Source organism: Pseudomonas sp. BJP69, assembly GCF_007633355.1.
Classification (GTDB): Bacteria; Pseudomonadota; Gammaproteobacteria; order Pseudomonadales; family Pseudomonadaceae; genus Aquipseudomonas; species Aquipseudomonas juntendi.
The window spans coordinates 3,100,607-3,117,408 of record NZ_CP041933.1 but is presented as its reverse complement, the minus strand read 5'-3'; the positions used below and the strand labels follow the sequence as shown (position 1 = coordinate 3,117,408).

The 16,802-nt window shown below is 63.5% G+C and carries 16 protein-coding genes; 12 read left to right on the top strand and 4 right to left on the bottom strand.

Translation table 11 applies throughout. The features are described 5' to 3' along the window. Nucleotides 1-22: 22 nt before the first annotated feature. Nucleotides 23-1,609 (bottom strand): EAL domain-containing protein, encoded by a 1,587-nt coding sequence (locus FPB55_RS14520; protein WP_115294248.1) that lies wholly within the window; start codon nucleotides 1,607-1,609, stop codon nucleotides 23-25. Nucleotides 1,610-1,920: 311 nt separating this feature from the next. Between FPB55_RS14520 and hppD the strand changes: the two genes are divergently transcribed. After that, nucleotides 1,921-2,997, top strand: a complete 1,077-nt coding sequence (hppD, locus tag FPB55_RS14515) for a 4-hydroxyphenylpyruvate dioxygenase (protein WP_115294249.1) — start codon at nucleotides 1,921-1,923, stop codon at nucleotides 2,995-2,997. Between the two features lie 22 nt (nucleotides 2,998-3,019). Here hppD and FPB55_RS14510 read toward each other — a convergent pair whose 3' ends face one another. Continuing rightward, on the bottom strand, nucleotides 3,020-3,826 hold the full coding sequence (locus tag FPB55_RS14510) for a CSS-motif domain-containing protein (protein WP_144188521.1): 807 nt from the start codon (nucleotides 3,824-3,826) through the stop codon (nucleotides 3,020-3,022). A gap of 240 nt (nucleotides 3,827-4,066) precedes the next feature. On the opposite strand from FPB55_RS14510, the gene FPB55_RS14505 reads away from it, so the two are divergent. Then, the gene (locus tag FPB55_RS14505; protein ID WP_238706589.1) at nucleotides 4,067-6,139 is read left to right on the top strand and encodes a PAS domain-containing sensor histidine kinase; all 2,073 of its coding nucleotides are present in this window, start codon (nucleotides 4,067-4,069) and stop codon (nucleotides 6,137-6,139) included. Between the two features lie 5 nt (nucleotides 6,140-6,144). On the opposite strand, the gene FPB55_RS14500 is transcribed toward FPB55_RS14505, so the two are convergent. After that, nucleotides 6,145-7,761 (bottom strand): response regulator, encoded by a 1,617-nt coding sequence (locus FPB55_RS14500; protein ID WP_144188519.1) that lies wholly within the window; start codon nucleotides 7,759-7,761, stop codon nucleotides 6,145-6,147. Between the two features lie 78 nt (nucleotides 7,762-7,839). Next, nucleotides 7,840-8,895, bottom strand: coding sequence for a HEAT repeat domain-containing protein (locus FPB55_RS14495; RefSeq protein WP_144188517.1), 1,056 nt, complete (start codon nucleotides 8,893-8,895; stop codon nucleotides 7,840-7,842). Nucleotides 8,896-9,063: 168 nt separating this feature from the next. On the opposite strand from FPB55_RS14495, the gene FPB55_RS14490 reads away from it, so the two are divergent. The 10 genes from FPB55_RS14490 to FPB55_RS14445 all read left to right on the top strand — a co-directional run bounded on the left by FPB55_RS14490 (nucleotide 9,064) and on the right by FPB55_RS14445 (nucleotide 16,800). Beyond that, nucleotides 9,064-9,741 carry a thermostable hemolysin gene (locus FPB55_RS14490; protein ID WP_009685551.1) on the top strand — a complete coding sequence of 226 codons (678 nt, stop codon included), beginning with the start codon at nucleotides 9,064-9,066 and terminating at the stop codon, nucleotides 9,739-9,741. Next, nucleotides 9,731-11,182, top strand: a complete 1,452-nt coding sequence (locus FPB55_RS14485) for an AMP-binding protein (RefSeq protein WP_115294253.1) — start codon at nucleotides 9,731-9,733, stop codon at nucleotides 11,180-11,182. The genes FPB55_RS14490 and FPB55_RS14485 overlap by 11 nt, the downstream gene beginning before the upstream one ends. An 8-nt stretch (nucleotides 11,183-11,190) precedes the next feature. After that, nucleotides 11,191-11,871, top strand: coding sequence for an iron-containing redox enzyme family protein (locus FPB55_RS14480; protein WP_115294254.1), 681 nt, complete (start codon nucleotides 11,191-11,193; stop codon nucleotides 11,869-11,871). Next, the gene (locus tag FPB55_RS14475; RefSeq protein ID WP_115294255.1) at nucleotides 11,858-12,664 is read left to right on the top strand and encodes an SDR family oxidoreductase; all 807 of its coding nucleotides are present in this window, start codon (nucleotides 11,858-11,860) and stop codon (nucleotides 12,662-12,664) included. The genes FPB55_RS14480 and FPB55_RS14475 overlap by 14 nt, the downstream gene beginning before the upstream one ends. Next, nucleotides 12,661-13,302, top strand: a complete 642-nt coding sequence (locus tag FPB55_RS14470) for a hypothetical protein (protein ID WP_029887140.1) — start codon at nucleotides 12,661-12,663, stop codon at nucleotides 13,300-13,302. The genes FPB55_RS14475 and FPB55_RS14470 overlap by 4 nt, the downstream gene beginning before the upstream one ends. A 2-nt stretch (nucleotides 13,303-13,304) precedes the next feature. After that, nucleotides 13,305-13,967, top strand: coding sequence for a response regulator (locus tag FPB55_RS14465; RefSeq protein ID WP_054903833.1), 663 nt, complete (start codon nucleotides 13,305-13,307; stop codon nucleotides 13,965-13,967). After that, nucleotides 13,964-15,328, top strand: coding sequence for a sensor histidine kinase (locus tag FPB55_RS14460; protein ID WP_033690926.1), 1,365 nt, complete (start codon nucleotides 13,964-13,966; stop codon nucleotides 15,326-15,328). The genes FPB55_RS14465 and FPB55_RS14460 overlap by 4 nt, the downstream gene beginning before the upstream one ends. 83 nt (nucleotides 15,329-15,411) lie before the next feature. After that, nucleotides 15,412-15,954: a chalcone isomerase family protein gene (locus FPB55_RS14455; RefSeq protein WP_144188515.1), complete on the top strand. Its 543-nt coding sequence runs from the start codon at nucleotides 15,412-15,414 to the stop codon at nucleotides 15,952-15,954. Between the two features lies 1 nt (nucleotide 15,955). Then, nucleotides 15,956-16,498: a DUF3833 domain-containing protein gene (locus tag FPB55_RS14450; RefSeq protein WP_144188513.1), complete on the top strand. Its 543-nt coding sequence runs from the start codon at nucleotides 15,956-15,958 to the stop codon at nucleotides 16,496-16,498. After that, nucleotides 16,495-16,800: a DUF6482 family protein gene (locus FPB55_RS14445; protein ID WP_054912788.1), complete on the top strand. Its 306-nt coding sequence runs from the start codon at nucleotides 16,495-16,497 to the stop codon at nucleotides 16,798-16,800. Before FPB55_RS14450 ends, FPB55_RS14445 begins: the two co-directional genes overlap by 4 nt. Nucleotides 16,801-16,802: the final 2 nt, after the last annotated feature.

Genomic DNA, 16,802 nt, shown 5'->3' with positions numbered 1-16,802 from the left:
ATACAGGAGTGGAGCGGTTAGGTCAGCCGCCAATGATCTCAGGGGGCGCGGCTTGCGGCAACCGCGAGGCGCCGGGGCGGGTGGCCAGCGCTTCGAGAAACTGCTGTGCAGGCATGGGCCTGGCGAACAGGTAGCCTTGCTGATAGTCCACGCCATGGCTAGCCAGGTAATCGCGCTGCGTTTCGGTTTCCACGCCTTCGGCGACAATGCCCAGGCCCAGTTTGGCTGACAATTCGATGATGGTTTCCAGGATATGCACCGACAGCGCATCGGCACCGATCATGGCCACGAAGCGCTGGTCGATCTTCAGGTAATCGACCTTGAACTGAAGCAGGTAGTTGAGGCTGGACTGGCCGGTACCAAAGTCGTCCAGTGCGATCTTCACCCCCATGGCATCGAGCTTTTCGAACAGCTCGAGCGCCACGGGCGTGGGTTCGATGAGCTTGCGCTCGGTCAGCTCCAGGGTCAGCACTACCCGGCCTGGGGGAAAGTGCTGCAGGAACGTGCGGCAGTCCTCCAGCAAAGTCAGGTCGCGGCAGTGGTCGGCCGTGATGTTGATGCCGACGTGGAAGCCGTCCTCCAGCAGCGTTGCATAGGGCGCCAGGGCTTGCGCAGTGTGCATCATCAGTGCCTGGGTCATGGCCACGATCTGCCCGCTGTGCTCTGCGTAGGGGATGAACAGGTCTGGGCGTACCAGCCCCTCTTGAGGGTGGTTCCAGCGCATCAACACTTCGACGCCGGCCCAACGGTAATCACCCTTGCGCACCACCGGCTGGAAGTACGGCAGGAATTCGTCGGCCTCCAGCGCCCGCCTCAGCTCGGCGCGGGGTGAGTTGGCGCGGCGCACCTGCCAGTGGCTTACCAGGCCGGCGATCACGCCCAGCACCAGCAGCATGCCGAGCAGGGCAGGGTAATGGCTGCGCCACAGCCGGCTTTGCTCGGCGGCGCTGTACCCGCCCTGTACGCTCAGCGGATAACGCGTGGAGGCCAGCTGCACATTGGCGTGATCAGCGACCGGCGGCTGGCCATGGTGCACGATGCCGTCCTTGCCCATCCAGGCGTCGCCGACGCGGATGTACAGCGCTTCGTCGGCGCCTATCAGGCGCAGCGCCGTCAGCAGGTGATCGCCGTCGACCGTGCTGATCGCACCGTGGTCCCCTTGGCTGGCCCTGTACACCAACAGTGGGTGACCGGGGGTGACCGAGTTGCCATCCATCAGCCACAGTTTGCCATCGACATAGTCGGCGGGGTTGACTGGCTCATCGAATGCGCCGAACAGCGACGTGCAATAAATGCTGTTGTGCCTGAACAGGTTGGTGGAGCGCACGAAGGCGTTGCGCGTGACCTGGGTGCGTAGCAGCAACTGGGCTTGCTCGCAGGGGACATCGGTGTGCGCCAGCAAGCTGTCGGCGGCGCTCGACAGGTTGTCGAGGATATGTTCGATATGGCCGAGCACCTGCTGCGTGGTGGTGTGGCTGCTGGCCTTCATTTCCCGTTCGATCTGCCAGTGCATGATCGCCAGGCCGCTCACTACCGGCACCATACCGACCACCAGCGGTAACAGGGTGCGCCAGCTGAAGACGCTGCGGCGTTTGGCTGTAAGGGGCATGCTGGGTGGCTACGTTGAAAGGCTACGCTGAAGGGTTAACAGAGCATAGCCGTTAGTCGGGCAGGGGCCTTAACAAAAACGCGACAAAGGCATTTACGCAATGTAGAATCGGTTTACGAATAAAACAATAAGGTCCTTCAGTGCCGAAGGATCAAGCCCGCCGAGAATGGGTCCATATGACATACCATGGGTTCAAGCTGATCATTGGTGACTTCCTCGCCCGCAGCGTGCGAGGTATCCCGTGTGCCCCGCCATTTCTGTTCCGCATCCCACGCAATCATTAATTTTTAGCTGCAGATGAGGACACGAACATGGCTGATATCTTCGAAAATCCAATGGGCCTGATGGGCTTCGAATTCATCGAACTGGCGGCCCCGGCCCCTGGCGTACTGGAGCCGGTATTCCAGATGCTGGGCTTCACCAAGGTCGCGACCCACCGCTCCAAGAATGTGCACCTGTATCGGCAGGGTGGCATCAACCTGATTCTGAACAACGAACCCAAAAGCCTCGCGTCGTATTTTGCCGCGGAGCATGGCCCATCGGTATGTGGCATGGCCTTCCGTGTGCGCAATGCCCATGAGGCCTATGCCCGTGCGCTGGAGCTGGGCGCGCAGCCGGTAGAAATCGAAACTGGCCCGATGGAACTGCGCCTGCCGGCGATCAAGGGCATTGGCGGTGCGCCGCTGTACCTGATCGACCGTTTCGAGGAAGGCAGCTCGATCTACGACATCGACTTCAACTTCATCGAGGGTGTCGACCGCCACCCGGTCGGTGCCGGCCTCAAGGTCATCGACCACCTCACCCACAACGTTTACCGTGGGCGCATGGCCTACTGGGCGGGCTTCTACGAGAAGCTGTTCAACTTCCGTGAAATCCGCTACTTCGACATCAAGGGTGAGTACACCGGCCTGACCTCCAAGGCGATGACCGCCCCGGATGGCATGATCCGCATTCCGCTCAACGAAGAGTCGTCCAAGGGCGCCGGGCAGATCGAGGAGTTCCTGATGCAGTTCAACGGTGAGGGCATCCAGCACGTTGCCTTCCTGACCGATGACCTGCTCAAGACCTGGGACGCGCTGAAGGGGTTCGGCATGCGCTTCATGACGGCGCCGCCACAAACCTATTACGAAATGCTCGAAGAGCGCCTGCCCGGCCATGGTGAGCCGGTCGATCAGTTGCAGGCGCGGGGTATCCTGCTCGATGGTGCCTCGCAGCCGGAAGACAAGCGCCTGCTGCTGCAGATCTTCTCGGAAACCCTGCTCGGGCCGGTGTTCTTCGAGTTCATCCAGCGTAAAGGCGACGACGGGTTTGGTGAAGGCAACTTCAAGGCCCTGTTCGAATCCATCGAGCGTGACCAGGTGCGTCGCGGCGTGCTGAGCACCGACTGACACGCTGGTAGTGGCGCCGCCGTCATGTCCCTTCGGCGGCGCGGCTACGCCTGTTCGCGCGCCCTTTCATCAGCGCCAGGAAAACCACCGAGGCGGTCAGAACCCCCACCAGTAGCAAGGAGGGCAGGGTCTGGCGCATCGACTGGCGAATCTCCCGCGCGGTGAAACTTTCGGCATAGCCGCCTACGACCCGGTAGCCGTATTTCTGCGAAAGCATGCTGGTCGAAAACTCGTCCTGCGAGGGGCGGGCGCCGGCGCGGCTGTCGCCGCCACTCCACAGGTAGCGGTCGTCGAATTCCAGCAGCAGCGTCAACCCGTCCTGGAAAGCGTCCAGCTCGCTGCGAAGCTGCGAGGCATACGCCGTGACAATGACACCCTGACTATTGTCGGCCGTATACAGGTTCACCAGCAGTTTGCGGCGGGTGTCGGCGAGCCCATAGGAAATCTCCACCTGGCGGCCAGACGTGGCAAATGCGGTCAAATCCTCCAGCGGGTCCGGCGTGGTACTGCAATAGGCCTGCTCGCCCTCTACCAGCGTGAGGGACCTGAGCATGGACAGGCTGGTGACATGATCCTGCAAGGTGTTCAGGGCGCTGGCACAAGGCTGCCCGGCCAGCGGCAGTGAACGCAACGCGGTTTCCTGCATGCGGTTGAATGCCTGATCGACACTGTAAACCGCTTCCTTCACGGAAACAGCCGCATTCTCCGCAAGTTTCGTTTGCAGTTGCAGGATCATCACCAGCAACCCGGATACCACGGGTACCAGCCCCACCACGATGAGCAACAGCAACTCCAGCATGCTACGCCCGGCGTTGACGATGTACGACATAGACCTATTGCGCTCCGCTGCAACGCTGTTCCAGTTGAACAGCCGAGCCCAAAGCCTAGGTCTTCGATGGTCGTTCGGCTGTAGGCCGAAGAAAGCGCGCGTGACAGTAATTGCGCAAACCTGCGTAAGCCCTATCGGCCTGCCGGCCGGGCCAGCACCTTGAACTCCGCCATGGTGGGCCGAACGTGCTGTGCTAACTTCAATAGCATTACCCGCAGTCCCCTTGGCCATGCTGGAGCCATGACATTGGTCGCCAAAAAATCATCACTTGGCCTTGAGCCACAGATCCGCCTTCACCCGCCTGCTGCCGCAGCCCGCAGGCCGGTTGACGACCGGATCGTGCAGCTGGACTGGAGCCGCACCTCGCTAGGGCCGCTGCCGCGCTGGCCGGCTTCGTTGCGCATCGCGGTGGATATGATGCACCTGTCGCCGTTCCCCTGTGCCGTGGTCTGGGGGCCAGACCTGACGGTGGTGCACAATGATGCCTACCATGCATTGCGCGGCGGCGCTGCGGATGGGCTCGGCCAGGCGTTCGATACACTGTGGCGCGAAATCTGGCCGACAGTGGGGCCGTGGGTTTTCAAGGCCCTGGAAGGGCAGTCGAGCTTTGTCGAGGACCCTCCCTTGCGCATCGGCAGTGACCCATGCGGCGAGCCCCTCTGGTGCGCATTCGGTTACGCGCCCCTGCACGATGAGCAAGGCAATGTCGCGGGCTTTCTGCACACGGTGATCGAGACCACTGCCAGCGTCGAGGCACACCGGCATTGGCGCGAGCAGGCGCAAGGCTTCGAGCAGCAGATCGAGCGGCATGTGCTGGAGCGCGAGCAGATCTGGCAGATGTCACGCGATGCGATGATGAGGGTAACCCCGGAGCTGAAGGTGCATGCCGCCAACCCCGCCTGGCACCGGGTTCTGGGTTGGGACGAACAGCAGATCCAGGGGGTGTCGGTACTGGAACTGGTGCACCCGGCAGATCGGACCGAGGTGCAGGTGGTGGTGTCGGCGTTACTGCAAGCCAGCAGCGCAGACCCGATCGAGACCCGCTTGCGGCACCGCGATGGGCATTACCATACCTTCCGCTGGAGCGCGCGCTTCGATGGGCGCTTGCTCACCGTAGTCGGCCAGGATATCAGCGAGGACCGCGAAGAGGCGGCGCGCCAGTCCGAAGCGCTGATGCGCAACACTGAACGGATGGAAGTCGTGGGGCAACTGGCCGGGGGCATGGGCCATGAGTTGAATAACCTGCTTTCTGGTATCGGCGGTAGCCTTGAGCTGCTCCAGCGCCGCCTCCAGGAGGGGCGCCCGGAGCGGATCGGTGCTTATGTGGATGTTGCCCGCGATTCGGTGATGCGGGCCATGGAGCTGACCCACCGTTTGCTGGCCTTTTCCCGCCACCAACCCTTGGCGCCAAAGCCGCTGGATTTCAACCGGCAGTTGCGCCTGTGCGAGCCGTTGTTGCGCAGGACCTTGGGTCCGGAGTTGTGCTTGCACTGGCAACTGGACGTCGCCCCGTGGGTGGTCAACCTGGATGTCACCCAGCTCGAAAATGCATTGATCAACCTGTGTACCAACGCCCGCGAGGCGTGCCTGGAGCGGGGCAACGTCACGATCCGCAGCGTCAACGAACGCTTGATCGCGGCGTTCCCGGACGAGAACGGGCTGCCGCCGGGTGACTATGTGGCCTTGCATGTTGAGGACGATGGCCACGGCATGGCGGCTGCGGAAATCGCCAAGGCGTTCGAGCCTTTTTTCACCACCAAGCCCATCGGCCGTGGCTCCGGCCTGGGGCTGTCGATGGTCTACGGTTTTGTCGGCCAGTCGGGGGGCTATGCGTGGATCGAGTCTGCGCCGAACCAGGGGACCAAGGTGTCGATGTTGTTCCCCAGAACGTTCGAGCCGCTTCCTGATGAGTGCAAACCGGTGCAAAGGACGCAACGCATGGCCCAGGGTGAGCGGCTGCTGCTGGTGGATGACGAACTCAATCTGCGCGCGGTGATGCGTGAATACCTGGTTGAGCGCGGTTTCCAGGTGGTTGACGCAAGCGACGCCAATACCGCATTGGAGCGGTTTCGCCATGACGGTCCGTTCGACCTGGTGATCACCGATATCGGTTTGCCGGGCGGCTTCAGCGGGCGCCAGGTGGCCAAGGCCATGCGCATGCAACTGCCACAGCAGAACATCCTGTTCATCACAGGCTATGCGGGGCAACCGGTGGAGCCCCAGTTGCTCGAACAGCCTGGCACTGCGTTGATGAACAAGCCGTTTTCGCTGGCAGACCTGGCAGACCAGGCGTTGCGCATGCTTGAACAGTGAGCCCCTCAGGGTTGGCCAAGGATCACGGCCACCTGTTCCTGCAGCTGTCGCAGTTCGAATGGCTTGCAGATCAGGTGCATATCGCACCCCAGAAATCCCTCGCGCGCCATCGCGGTTTCCGCATAGCCGGTAATGAACAGCACCGGTAACCGGGGGCGCAAGCTACGTGCAATCTCCGCCAGTTGCCGACCGTTCATGCCGGGTAAACCTACGTCGCTGATCAGCAGGTCGATGGGTTGCGAGGCGCGTAGCACCTCAAGCCCCTCCTCGGCGTTGGCCGCACTCAGGCACGTGAAGCCATTGTCACGCAGGGCCTGGCACAGCAGTTCGCGAACATGCAGGTCGTCCTCGACCAACAGCACCCGGTAGCCGTGTGTCGCTTGCGCAGGTACCAGCGGTTGGGCGGGCGAGGGTGCCTGGTCGATGTGACGCGGCAGGTACAGGTCTACCCGCGTGCCCTTGCCAATTTGGCTGTGCAGGGTGACATGGCCATGGGATTGCTTGCTGAACCCGTACACCATCGACAAGCCCAGGCCGATGCCTTGGCTGGTCGCTTTGGTGCTGAAGAAGGGTTCGAATGCGTGCTCCAGTGTGCTTGGCGCCATGCCCTGGCCGTCATCGATCACGCTCAGGCGCAGGTAATCGCCAGCGGTCAGGGGGCCGTCGGCCATGGGGCTGCTGTAGATAGGATGGTTGGTTGCCTCGATTCGCAGCAGGCCACCGCTGGGCATGGCTTCACAGGCATTGAGGATCAGATTGTCGAGGGCCTCGCGCAATTGCTGGTCGTCAGCTTCCGCGTTCCACAGGCCTTTGGCGATGCTCACCTGCAGCTTTATCCCAGGCTTGAGTTGAGCCTTCAGCTGCTTGGTCTGCAACAGGGTGTGCAGGTTGACGCATCGGCTGTGCAACGACTGCCTGCATGAGAAGGCCAGTAGACGGTGGGTCAGGCGGGCGGCGCGTGACACTGCTTCGCGGCCCAGGCGCAATACACTGTCCAGGCCGTCGGCGCGGCCTTGCTTGAGGCGCCGGTCGATCAGCTCGAAACTGCCGCCAATACTGGTGAGCAGGTTGTTGAAATCGTGGGCCACGCCGCCAGCGAGTTGGCCGATAGCTTCCATCTTGCGCGCCTGGAAGCGGGCCTGGGCGTAGCGCTCCGTCGGCTCATCAGGCTGGGCGAGCCCGTTATCCAGCCGCTGCTGCAGGTTTTTGAGCTGGTCGCGGGTCAGGTATTGCCGACGCCTGTGGCGCAGCGCGGACTGGGTCATGTGCAGCAGTTGGTCGTCGCCGAAAGGGGGCACCAGCAGGGTAAGGTTGCCGACCGGGTGATTGTGCACGCGGCTGGCCGACCATGCACCCTGGGTCACCAGCACGATGGGCAGATCCGACCAGTGCGGTTGCTGGTCGATAAAGGCCTGCAGCAGGGCACTAGGGCCTGCGTTGAACACCTGCTCGGCGATGATCGCCAGGCCGGCGCCTTCTGCCAGGCGCGCATGCAGGTGCCCCAAGTCGGTGGCACACAGGCAATCGATGCCGGCCGCCGACAGCAGGTGCGAGGTTTGCGCCGCCAACGGCGGTGGGGCGAGGATCAACGCACGTTCATCCAGCGCCAACGAACTGGCCAAGGCAATTCTCCTGCAGAGTGGCCTGATAACCACTGGACCCTGGGCACAGGCTCAGGGTTCAACAGGTTTCAGGCAGGCCTAGAGGCCTTGCTGCAGGGCGGGGTCATCCGGGTTTTGCTGCTCCAGCTCGGCCAGCAGCACCTGCACGTTCTGAAGTTGGCCGGATTCTTTCCAGTACTGGATCAGCAACACCCGCGCGCGACGGTTGGCCGGTTGCTGGCTGAGCACGGTTTCCAGCTGCTTCTGCGCCGCATCAACTTGCTCCAGCGCATGCAGGGTCACCGCCAGGGTATAGCGGTAATCGACGTTGTCCGGGTCCAGTTCAACCGCGCGGGACAGTGCCAGCAAGGCGTACTCACGTTGCTGGTGGCGGATCAGCCAGCGCCCCAGCTGGTATTGCAGGAAGGCCGAGTCCGGGCTCAGGGCCAATGCCTTGCCGAGCACCTGGCGTGAGGCATCGTGCTGGCCTTGACGTTCCAGCAGGCGCACCTGGGTGGCCAGCGCATCGAGGTTGCCTGGGGCGACGGTCAATGCACGTTGCAGGGCTACCGCAGCTTGGGTGTAGTCATTTTCGTGCATATACAAGCGCGCCAGGTGCACTTGCGCGTCTGCTTCCTCGGGTTGTTGCGCCAGCGCTTGCTGGTATTGCTCCAGGGCCGCCTGCAGCGGGCCGAAATACAGGCCTATGTCATCCGGGGAAAGGCCAAGCAAGGCGTCCACGGCAGCGAAGCGCACACTTTGGTCGTCATCGTCCAGCAGCGGGCCAAGCACAAGGCTGCGCTGCGCCGCAGGCAGCAGCCGGCGGATACCTGCGATGGCGGCACGGCGCACCAGTGGCTCGGCGTGTTCCAGGTCTTGCCGGGCGATTTTCAAGGCCAGTGGCGAAGGGTAGTTGGGCAGCTCGGCGTACAGGGCTGCGCGCCGGATGGCGGGCAAGTCGGTGCGTTGCAACTGCTGATAAAGCACCCTGGCCGCGCCAGGCCGACCGTCGTGGGCCTGGCGCAGGGCCTTGGCATAGCTATGCGCCGGCAAGGCCGGCTGGGCTGGCGGAGTATCGCGCCACAGGTACCCGAACAGGGCCGATACCAGGATCAACAGCAGCACGGCGATCAGGTAGCGGTTGCGTCTGGGCATCGGGGGGTCCATGGCGGCAAGAAGGGCTGAGCTTGGGCCAGGCGGTAGATAAAAGCAACGGCTTGGCTATCGACCGTTCGGTTTCCGGGCGTTTGTTCAGCCGGCTTCAGATTCCCTTCAGATTCGTCACTGATACTTCGCCCAACCCATTAATCAGGGGGGAGTCCCATGACCCATACCCTTTGGAGCCACCTGCTCCCATTGCCGATAGGCACCCATGCAGCGCATCACGGCTGTTTGTCCCTGCACCTGCCGGACGACCCTGACCGGGAGGCGCTCGAGCAGTTCATTCATCGCTGTTTCGCTGAAGTTCACCACGCCGATGTACACCATTACCTGCCCGAGTTGCTGGCCTTGCGTGATAGCCACGGGCACTTGATCGCGGCGGCGGGTCTGCGCCCGGCCAGCAGTGGGCCGCTGTTTCTCGAGCGTTACCTGGACGTGCCCCTGGAAACCGCGGTTTCGCGCCTGACCAGCCTGCCCGTTGCCCGCGAGTGCATGGTCGAGGTCGGCAACCTGGCGTCGCTGAGCGCTGGCAGCGCACGCATCATGATCACCGCCGTGACCTGGCTGCTTGCTACCCGTGGGTTGAAGTGGGTGGCGTTCACCGGTGCCTCCACCTTGATCAACAGTTTCCAGCGCCTGGGCCTGGCACCTACCGTGCTGGCGCAGGCCGACCCGGCACGCCTGGACGAGCCCGTTGCGCAATGGGGCAGCTATTACGCGCAGCATCCGCAGGTGTACGCGGGCGAAATCGGCCAAGGCTTCGACTTGCTGCGTAGCGCTGGTGTGTTTCGCCGCCTGGGCTTTCCGGTGCTGGACGAGGAGACCGGCCATGCCGCTTGAACTTGAACGTTTCTGGCAGGCATTGCTGGCCCATGGTGACGCGCCCGCGCTGGAAGGGGCCAGTGCACGCTACACCTACAAGCAGCTGCTTGCCGAGGTGCTACAGCGTGCCGAGGCCCTGCGCCAGCGTCAGGCCGGTGTGCTGGTGCTGGGGCTGGATAACGGTCCCGAACTGCTGTTGTGGGACCTGGCCGCGTTGGTCTCGGGGCGCGCCTGCGTGACGGTGCCCACCTTCTTCAGCCCAACCCAGTTGGAGCACTGCCTGCAACAGAGCGGCGCCAGCCTGGTGCTCGGCCCGCCCGCCTGGGAGAGCTTGCTCGGGCGGCTGGGTTTCGTCGACCAGCACGGCTTCTGGTCGCGGCCAGCGCTGCCTGCGGTGGCCCTGCCTGAAGGCACCGCCAAGGTCACCTACACCTCTGGCAGTACCGGCAACCCCAAAGGCGTGTGCCTGAGCGCGCAGGCCATGTTGCGGGTCGCACACGAACTGGAACAGGCCAGCCGCCCTACGCAGCCTCGGCGCTACCTCGCTGTGCTTCCGCTGGGCGTGTTGCTGGAGAACCTGGGCGTTTACGCCGCCTTGCTGGCAGGCGCCAGTGTCATGCTGTACCCACAGGCCCAGCTGGGCATGGGGGGGGCCAGCCAAGTCGATTTCAAGCGGCTGCTCGGGGCCATCGCCTTGAGCGGCGCACAAAGCCTGATTCTGGTTCCGCAACTGCTGCTGGGGCTGGTCACGGCAATCGAGCGCGGGCTGATGGGGGTTGGCATGCTGCGTTTCGTTGCGGTGGGTGGCGCCCGTGTGGCGCCCAGCCTGCTGGCGCGGGCCGAGGCCGTAGGCTTGCCGGTATTCGAGGGTTACGGGCTGTCGGAATGTGCCTCTGTGGTGGCGCTGAACCGCCCCGGTGCGGTGCGCCCGGGCAGTGTCGGCCGGCCATTGCCGCATGTGCAGGTGCGTATCGCCGAAGACGGTGAGGTGCTGGTTGCCGGGACCCTGCTGCTTGGCTATCTGGGCGACACGCCCAGCCAAACCGCGTGGTGGGCTACCGGCGACCTGGGCTTTTTCGATGATGAAGGCTACCTGCACCTGAACGGGCGCAAGAAACACCAGTTCATCACCAGCTTCGGGCGCAACGTCAACCCTGAATGGGTAGAAGCCGAGCTGACCCAGAGCGGTGTGATCGCCCAGGCGTTCGTTCATGGCGAGGGCATGCCGCGCAACGTGGCCTTGCTCTGGCCGCTCGACCCGGGCACCACGGACGCGGCTATCGAGCAGGCCGTGCAGCACAGTAATGCCAGTTTGCCCGACTACGCCAGGGTGCATGCCTGGCGGCGTTTGCCAGCGCCATTCTCGGTCGCCGAGCACACCCTGACCGCCAATGGCCGCCCACGCCGTGAGGCGATCCTGCAGCGTTATCAATCTTTGTTGTCCGACATTCCTTCATGAGGTCTACCATGTCATTTTTCGACACCCTGCAGCTGCAAACCAGCTACGAACGTCAGGCTTTGTTCGCCGTGCCGGTCATTCGCGAGGCGCTGGCCGGCCAGGTCAGCCGGGCCAGCTACATCGCCTTCCTCACCCAGGCCTATTACCACGTGCGCCATACCGTACCGCTGATGATGGCGTGCGGCGCGCGGCTGCCGGCGCGGCTGGAGTGGTTGCGCGGCGCGGTGTGCGAGTACATCCAGGAGGAGTACGGCCACGAGCAGTGGATCCTCAACGATATCAAGGCCTGTGGCGGTGACTGGGAGGCGGTACGCGACGGCCGGCCTGCCTTGCCCATCGAGTTGATGGTTGCCTATCTGTACGACCTTATCGCACGGGGCAACCCGGTGGGGTTGTTCGGCATGGTCAACGTGCTGGAGGGCACCAGCATCGCCCTGGCCACCCATGCTGCCGGGGCGATCCAGAGCACCCTCGGGTTGCCCAACCAGGCCTTCAGCTACCTCAGTTCCCACGGCGCGCTGGACCAGGACCACATGGTCACCTACAAAAGCCTGATGGACCGGCTGGACGACGTGGCCGACCAGCAGGCGGTGCTGCACGCCGCCAAGGTGGTGTACCAGCTGTATACCGCCATGTTCGAAGGTTTGCCACGCACTGAGCATGCCGAGGTGCAGCATGCGCTTGCATGAGTCGGTGGTGGTGCTGACCGGGGCCAGTGGCGGCATCGGCCTGGAACTGGCCGAGCAATTGTGTGCAGCCGGTGCCCGGGTCCTGGCGGTAAGCCGGCACATGGGCAAGCTGGCGGGGCTGATGAACCGCTACCCTGAGCGCCTGCGTTGGCAAACGGCCGACCTGCGTACGCCGACCGGGCGTGAACAGGTGGTCAGCCGCGCCCGTGAAATGGGCGGGGTCAATGTGCTGATCAATGCCGCCGGTGTAAACCGTTTTGCCTTGCTGGACCAGTTGGACGAGTACGCGCTGGATGAATTGCTCGACATCAACATCAAGGCGCCCCTGCAGCTGACCCGTGCCTGCCTGCCCCTGCTGCGCGAGCAACCCAAGGCGCTGGTGGTGAATGTCGGTTCCACTTACGGCTCGATCGGCTACCCCGGCTACGCCACCTACTGTGCCAGCAAGTTCGCCCTGCGCGGTTTTTCCGAGGCGTTGCGCCGTGAGTTGGCCGATACCTCGGTGAATGTGCTGTATGCCGCCCCGCGTGCCACCCGCACCACCATGAACAGCAGCGCCGCCACCGCGCTCAACCAGGCGCTGAAGGTCGGCATGGACGACCCGGCCGATGTCGCCCGCGCCGTGCTCGTAGCCGTCCAGTCGGAGCGCAGCGAGCTGTACCTGGGGTGGCCGGAAAAGCTCTTCGTACGCATCAACGGCATGTTGCCAGGGGTGGTCGACCGTGCCCTGCGCAAGCAATTGCCTGTCATTCGCCGCTACATTGGCGGCCATATCAAGGAGTCGAGCAAATGAAGCGACTGGCCTTCGTCAGCCTGCTGGCGTTCACCCCGTTCACCTGGGCACTGGACCCAGCCGGAAACCAGCAGCTCAGCGCGCTGCAACAGCGTTGGGCACAAATCCAGTATCAGACGCCCAAGGCCCAGCGTGCCGATGCTTTCGAGAAGTTGTCCGGTGAGGCGGCGGCATTCGTCAGGCAGCACCCCGGCACCCCCGAGCCGCTGATCTGGGAAGGCATCATCAACAGCAGCTGGGCTGGCGCCGTGGGTGGGCTCGGTGCGCTGGGCAAGGTCAAGTCAGCCAAGGCCAGCCTGGAGCAGGCCATGAAGCTGGACCCTGATGCCCTGCAGGGCTCGGCCTATACCAGCCTTGGCACGCTTTACGACCAGGTGCCGGGCTGGCCGATAGGGTTCGGTGACGGCGACAAGGCGGACCAGCTGTTGCGCGAAGCCCTGAAGATCAACCCCAACGGCATCGACAGCAACTATTTCTGGGCCGACCACTTGTACCGGCAAAAGCGCTACGCTGAAGCCACTGCTGCCTTGCACAAGGCCATGCAGGCGCCGCCGCGGCCGGGGCGTGAGCTGGCGGACCAAGGCCGGCGGGCGGATATCGCGGCTTTACTCAAGGCAATCAAGGACAAACAGGACTGAACATGCGGCTACTGCTGGTTGAGGACGATACCGCACTGGGGGAGGGGATCTGCGATGGCTTGCGCCAGGAGGGTTATACGCTCGACTGGTTGCGCGACGGCCAGAATGGCGTGCACGCGCTGCTGCATGAAACATTCGACCTGGCCATCCTGGACCTGGGCTTGCCGCGCCTGGATGGCATCGAGGTACTGCGGCGCGTGAGAGGCGCTGGCAATAGCTTGCCGGTACTGATCCTCACCGCGCGGGACGCCCTGGATGATCGCATCGCCGGGCTGGATGCTGGCGCTGACGACTACCTGATCAAGCCGTTCGACCTCAACGAGCTGAAGGCCCGCTTGCGGGCATTGCTCAGGCGCAGCGCCGGGCGTGCCAAGGTATTGATCGAGCATGCCGGGGTCATGCTCGACCCCGCTACCCAGCAGGTACATTACCAAGGGCTGGAAGTGATACTGACCCCCAAGGAGTACCGCTTGCTGCATGAATTGCTGGCGCAGCCGGGCAAGGTGTTCACCCGCGAACGCCTGACCCAGCTGCTGTATGGCTGGGATGAAGAGCCCGAGAGCAATACCCTGGAAGTGCACATCTACCACCTGCGCAAAAAGCTCAACAACGGCCTGATCCGCACGGTGCGGGGCATTGGCTACCTGGTCGAGGGCAAGGCATGACCTCGTTGCGGCGAAGGACGTTGTGGCGGGTCATGCTGCTGTTGCTGCTGGGGACCGGCCTGCTGACACTGTACAACTATCATGACAGTCGCCATGAGATCAACGAAGTGTACGACGCCCACCTGGCGCAGAATGCCCGCCTGCTGCAGGGGGTCATGAGCCTGCCGGTCCAGGGCGGCTCGCGCGAGGCCATGTACCAGGCGTTCAACGACGCCTTGGCCCAGGCCGGCCACCATCGGGTTGGCCACCCCTACGAAAGCAAGCTGGCATTCCAGGTATGGGGTGAGGGGGGCGTATTGCTGGTGCATACACCCAGTGCCCCGCAGCTGTCGCTGCCGCCGTCCGAACCTGGGTTTTACGACTTTTCCAGTGGTGACCGGCAATGGCGCGGCTTCGTGTTACCGGTGCCGGAAAAGCACTGGGTCATCTGGGTGGGTGAACGTGATGATGTGCGCTACGACCTGATCGACCGGATCGTGCGCCATACCTTGTTCCCCTTCCTGCTCGGCAGCCTGGCCCTGGTGTTGCTGGTCTGGGTCGCGATCGGCTGGGGGCTGCGCCCCTTGCAGAACATGGCCACGGTCATTCGCGCACGCCACGCCGATTCACTCGAACCCTTGCGCCTGGCGCCATTGCCCTCGGAGCTGGAACCCATGCAAGCGGCCATCAACCGCCTGCTGGCGCAGATCGAAGACATGTTGCGGCGCGAACACCGCTTCATTGCCGACGCGGCCCATGAGATGCGCACGCCGCTGGCGGTGTTGCGCCTGCATGCCCAGAACGCACTCGAGGCCGCGAGCGAGGCCGAACGGCGCAAGGCGCTGGGCTTTCTGATTGGCGGTGTGGACCGGCTGACCCGGGTGGTCAACCAGTTGCTGACCCTGGCCCGTGTCGAGCCGCGCCTGGGCCAGCACGCCGCGGTCAAGGTCGACCTGGGTGAGGTGGTCACCGACACCATGGCCGAGCTGACTCCCTGGATACTCGACCGCGGCCTGGAGCCATCGCTGGATATTGGTGAGGGTGATCACCACCTGGGCATCGACGCCGGTGCGTTGACCATCGCGTTCCAGAACCTGGTTTCCAACGCCGTCGAGCACTCGCCCCCGGGAGGGCGCATCAGCGTACTGCTCAGGCGCCTGGAAAACCGTTTCGAGCTGATCGTGGAGGATGAAGGGCCAGGTATCGAGCCGGCTGACATAGCGCGCGTGTTCGAGCGCTTCTACAGCCGTAACAGCCCCAACGGTGCCGGGCTGGGGCTGTCCATTGTCGCCACCATCATTGACCGCCTGGGCGGGCATGTTCACCTTGAGAACCGACCGAGCGGGGGCTTGGCAGCAACCCTGCGGCTGCCTTTTAACTGATGCAAAAAGCTGTACATTGAGGGTGACAAACCTGTACAAGGTGCTATGTTTGTACAATATTGGTCATGGCAGCCGAGGCCAGCATGGCAGTCCCAGCCCGATTCACATCCCTGTGTCTGTTGCTGACCGCTCTGGCCACGGCGGCTGTGGCGGACTGGCGCTCGGATGTGCCGGCCGCACAACGGCTGGGTGAAGGCGATTTCAGCTGGTGGGGCCTGCGTTTGTACAGTGCGCAGCTGTGGGCGGCCGGCCCCGTGCAGCGCTGGGATGAGCCGTTCGCGCTGGAGCTGCGTTACCACCGCTCGCTGTCCAGAGACACTTTGGTCGAAGCCAGCCTTGCAGAAATGCGCAGGCTCGACGGGGGCAGCATGACGGCGCAACGCAGCGCGCAACTGACCGCGCTGCTGCAACAGGCATTCGTCGACGTACGCCCTGGCATGCGCATAACAGGTGTTTACCTGCCGGGCCAAGGCTGCCGTTTTTACGTTGACGGCAAACTCAGCCGCGAAATCACCGACCCTGTCTTTGCCCGGGCATTCTTCGCCATCTGGCTCGGCCCGAATGCCAGGGACCCACAATTACGGCAGCGCTTGCTCGGGCTGGCCGGCACCGATGGAGAGCCGTGACATGAACGTTGGCAAAGCGCTGTTACTGGTTGGCTGCCTGCTGTTGGGCAGTTGCGGCAACGTGGGGGTCGAGCATTATGCCGGTGAGCAACCCAAGCTCGACCTGGCGGCGTTCTTCTCCCGGCCGGTTCAGGCCTGGGGCATGTTCCAGAAGCGTTCCGGCGAGGTGGTCAAGCGGTTTCATGTGCGCATCGACAGCCGCCGGGAAGGTGAGCGGCTGATTCTCGACGAGCACTTCGTGTACAGCGACGGCACGCGCCAACAGCGCACTTGGACCTTGGTGCCGGACGGGCCTGGGCGCTGGCGGGGCACGGCCGGCGACGTGATCGGCGAGGCCCGTGGCGAAGTGGCGGGCAATGCGCTGCGCTGGCGCTACCGGCTGGACTTGGCGGTGGACGGCAAGCACTGGGAGGTGGACCTGGACGACTGGATGTACCTGATGGATGACGACACGCTGATCAACCGCTCGAGCATGAGCAAACTAGGTGTGGAGATCGGCCAGATCACGCTGTTCTTCCGCCGCCTGCCGGAGGCTACGCCATGAACCTGAATGCATTGGCCCAGCACGTGGATGCTGGCGAAATCGAAGAGCTTGAAGTGCTGTCGCTGGAAGGTGGTTTCTACGTTTTGCGTGCAATTACCGCAACCGGCCCGGTTACCTTGAGCGATGCGCAGGGGCAGCCTGTGCGCCTGCGCTCCACTACCGAACTGCGCGACTTGCTGGCTGACATGGCGGAGGTGCCATGCGTGCTGGTGCAGCAATCGGTGCATGATGAGATGTGCGGGCAACGTGACGGCCCCATTGCACCGTTGCGCGTGCCGATTACCCTGGCCAGCCAGTGGTAGGC

Bases quoted from the DNA above. Each gene is read 5' to 3' on its own strand.
- FPB55_RS14510 (WP_144188521.1), bottom strand. From the start codon at position 3,826: ATGTCGTACATCGTCAACGCCGGGCGTAGCATGCTGGAGTTGCTGTTG.
- FPB55_RS14505 (WP_238706589.1), top strand. From the start codon at position 4,067: ATGACATTGGTCGCCAAAAAATCATCACTTGGCCTTGAGCCACAGATC.
- FPB55_RS14490 (WP_009685551.1), top strand. From the start codon at position 9,064: ATGACCCATACCCTTTGGAGCCACCTGCTCCCATTGCCGATAGGCACC.
- FPB55_RS14455 (WP_144188515.1), top strand. From the start codon at position 15,412: ATGGCAGTCCCAGCCCGATTCACATCCCTGTGTCTGTTGCTGACCGCT.
- FPB55_RS14445 (WP_054912788.1), top strand. From the start codon at position 16,495: ATGAACCTGAATGCATTGGCCCAGCACGTGGATGCTGGCGAAATCGAA.
- hppD (WP_115294249.1), top strand. From the start codon at position 1,921: ATGGCTGATATCTTCGAAAATCCAATGGGCCTGATGGGCTTCGAATTC.
- FPB55_RS14465 (WP_054903833.1), top strand. From the start codon at position 13,305: ATGCGGCTACTGCTGGTTGAGGACGATACCGCACTGGGGGAGGGGATC.
- FPB55_RS14495 (WP_144188517.1), bottom strand. From the start codon at position 8,895: ATGCCCAGACGCAACCGCTACCTGATCGCCGTGCTGCTGTTGATCCTG.
- FPB55_RS14485 (WP_115294253.1), top strand. From the start codon at position 9,731: ATGCCGCTTGAACTTGAACGTTTCTGGCAGGCATTGCTGGCCCATGGT.
- FPB55_RS14520 (WP_115294248.1), bottom strand. From the start codon at position 1,609: ATGCCCCTTACAGCCAAACGCCGCAGCGTCTTCAGCTGGCGCACCCTG.
- FPB55_RS14460 (WP_033690926.1), top strand. From the start codon at position 13,964: ATGACCTCGTTGCGGCGAAGGACGTTGTGGCGGGTCATGCTGCTGTTG.
- FPB55_RS14480 (WP_115294254.1), top strand. From the start codon at position 11,191: ATGTCATTTTTCGACACCCTGCAGCTGCAAACCAGCTACGAACGTCAG.
- FPB55_RS14475 (WP_115294255.1), top strand. From the start codon at position 11,858: ATGCGCTTGCATGAGTCGGTGGTGGTGCTGACCGGGGCCAGTGGCGGC.
- FPB55_RS14470 (WP_029887140.1), top strand. From the start codon at position 12,661: ATGAAGCGACTGGCCTTCGTCAGCCTGCTGGCGTTCACCCCGTTCACC.
- FPB55_RS14450 (WP_144188513.1), top strand. From the start codon at position 15,956: ATGAACGTTGGCAAAGCGCTGTTACTGGTTGGCTGCCTGCTGTTGGGC.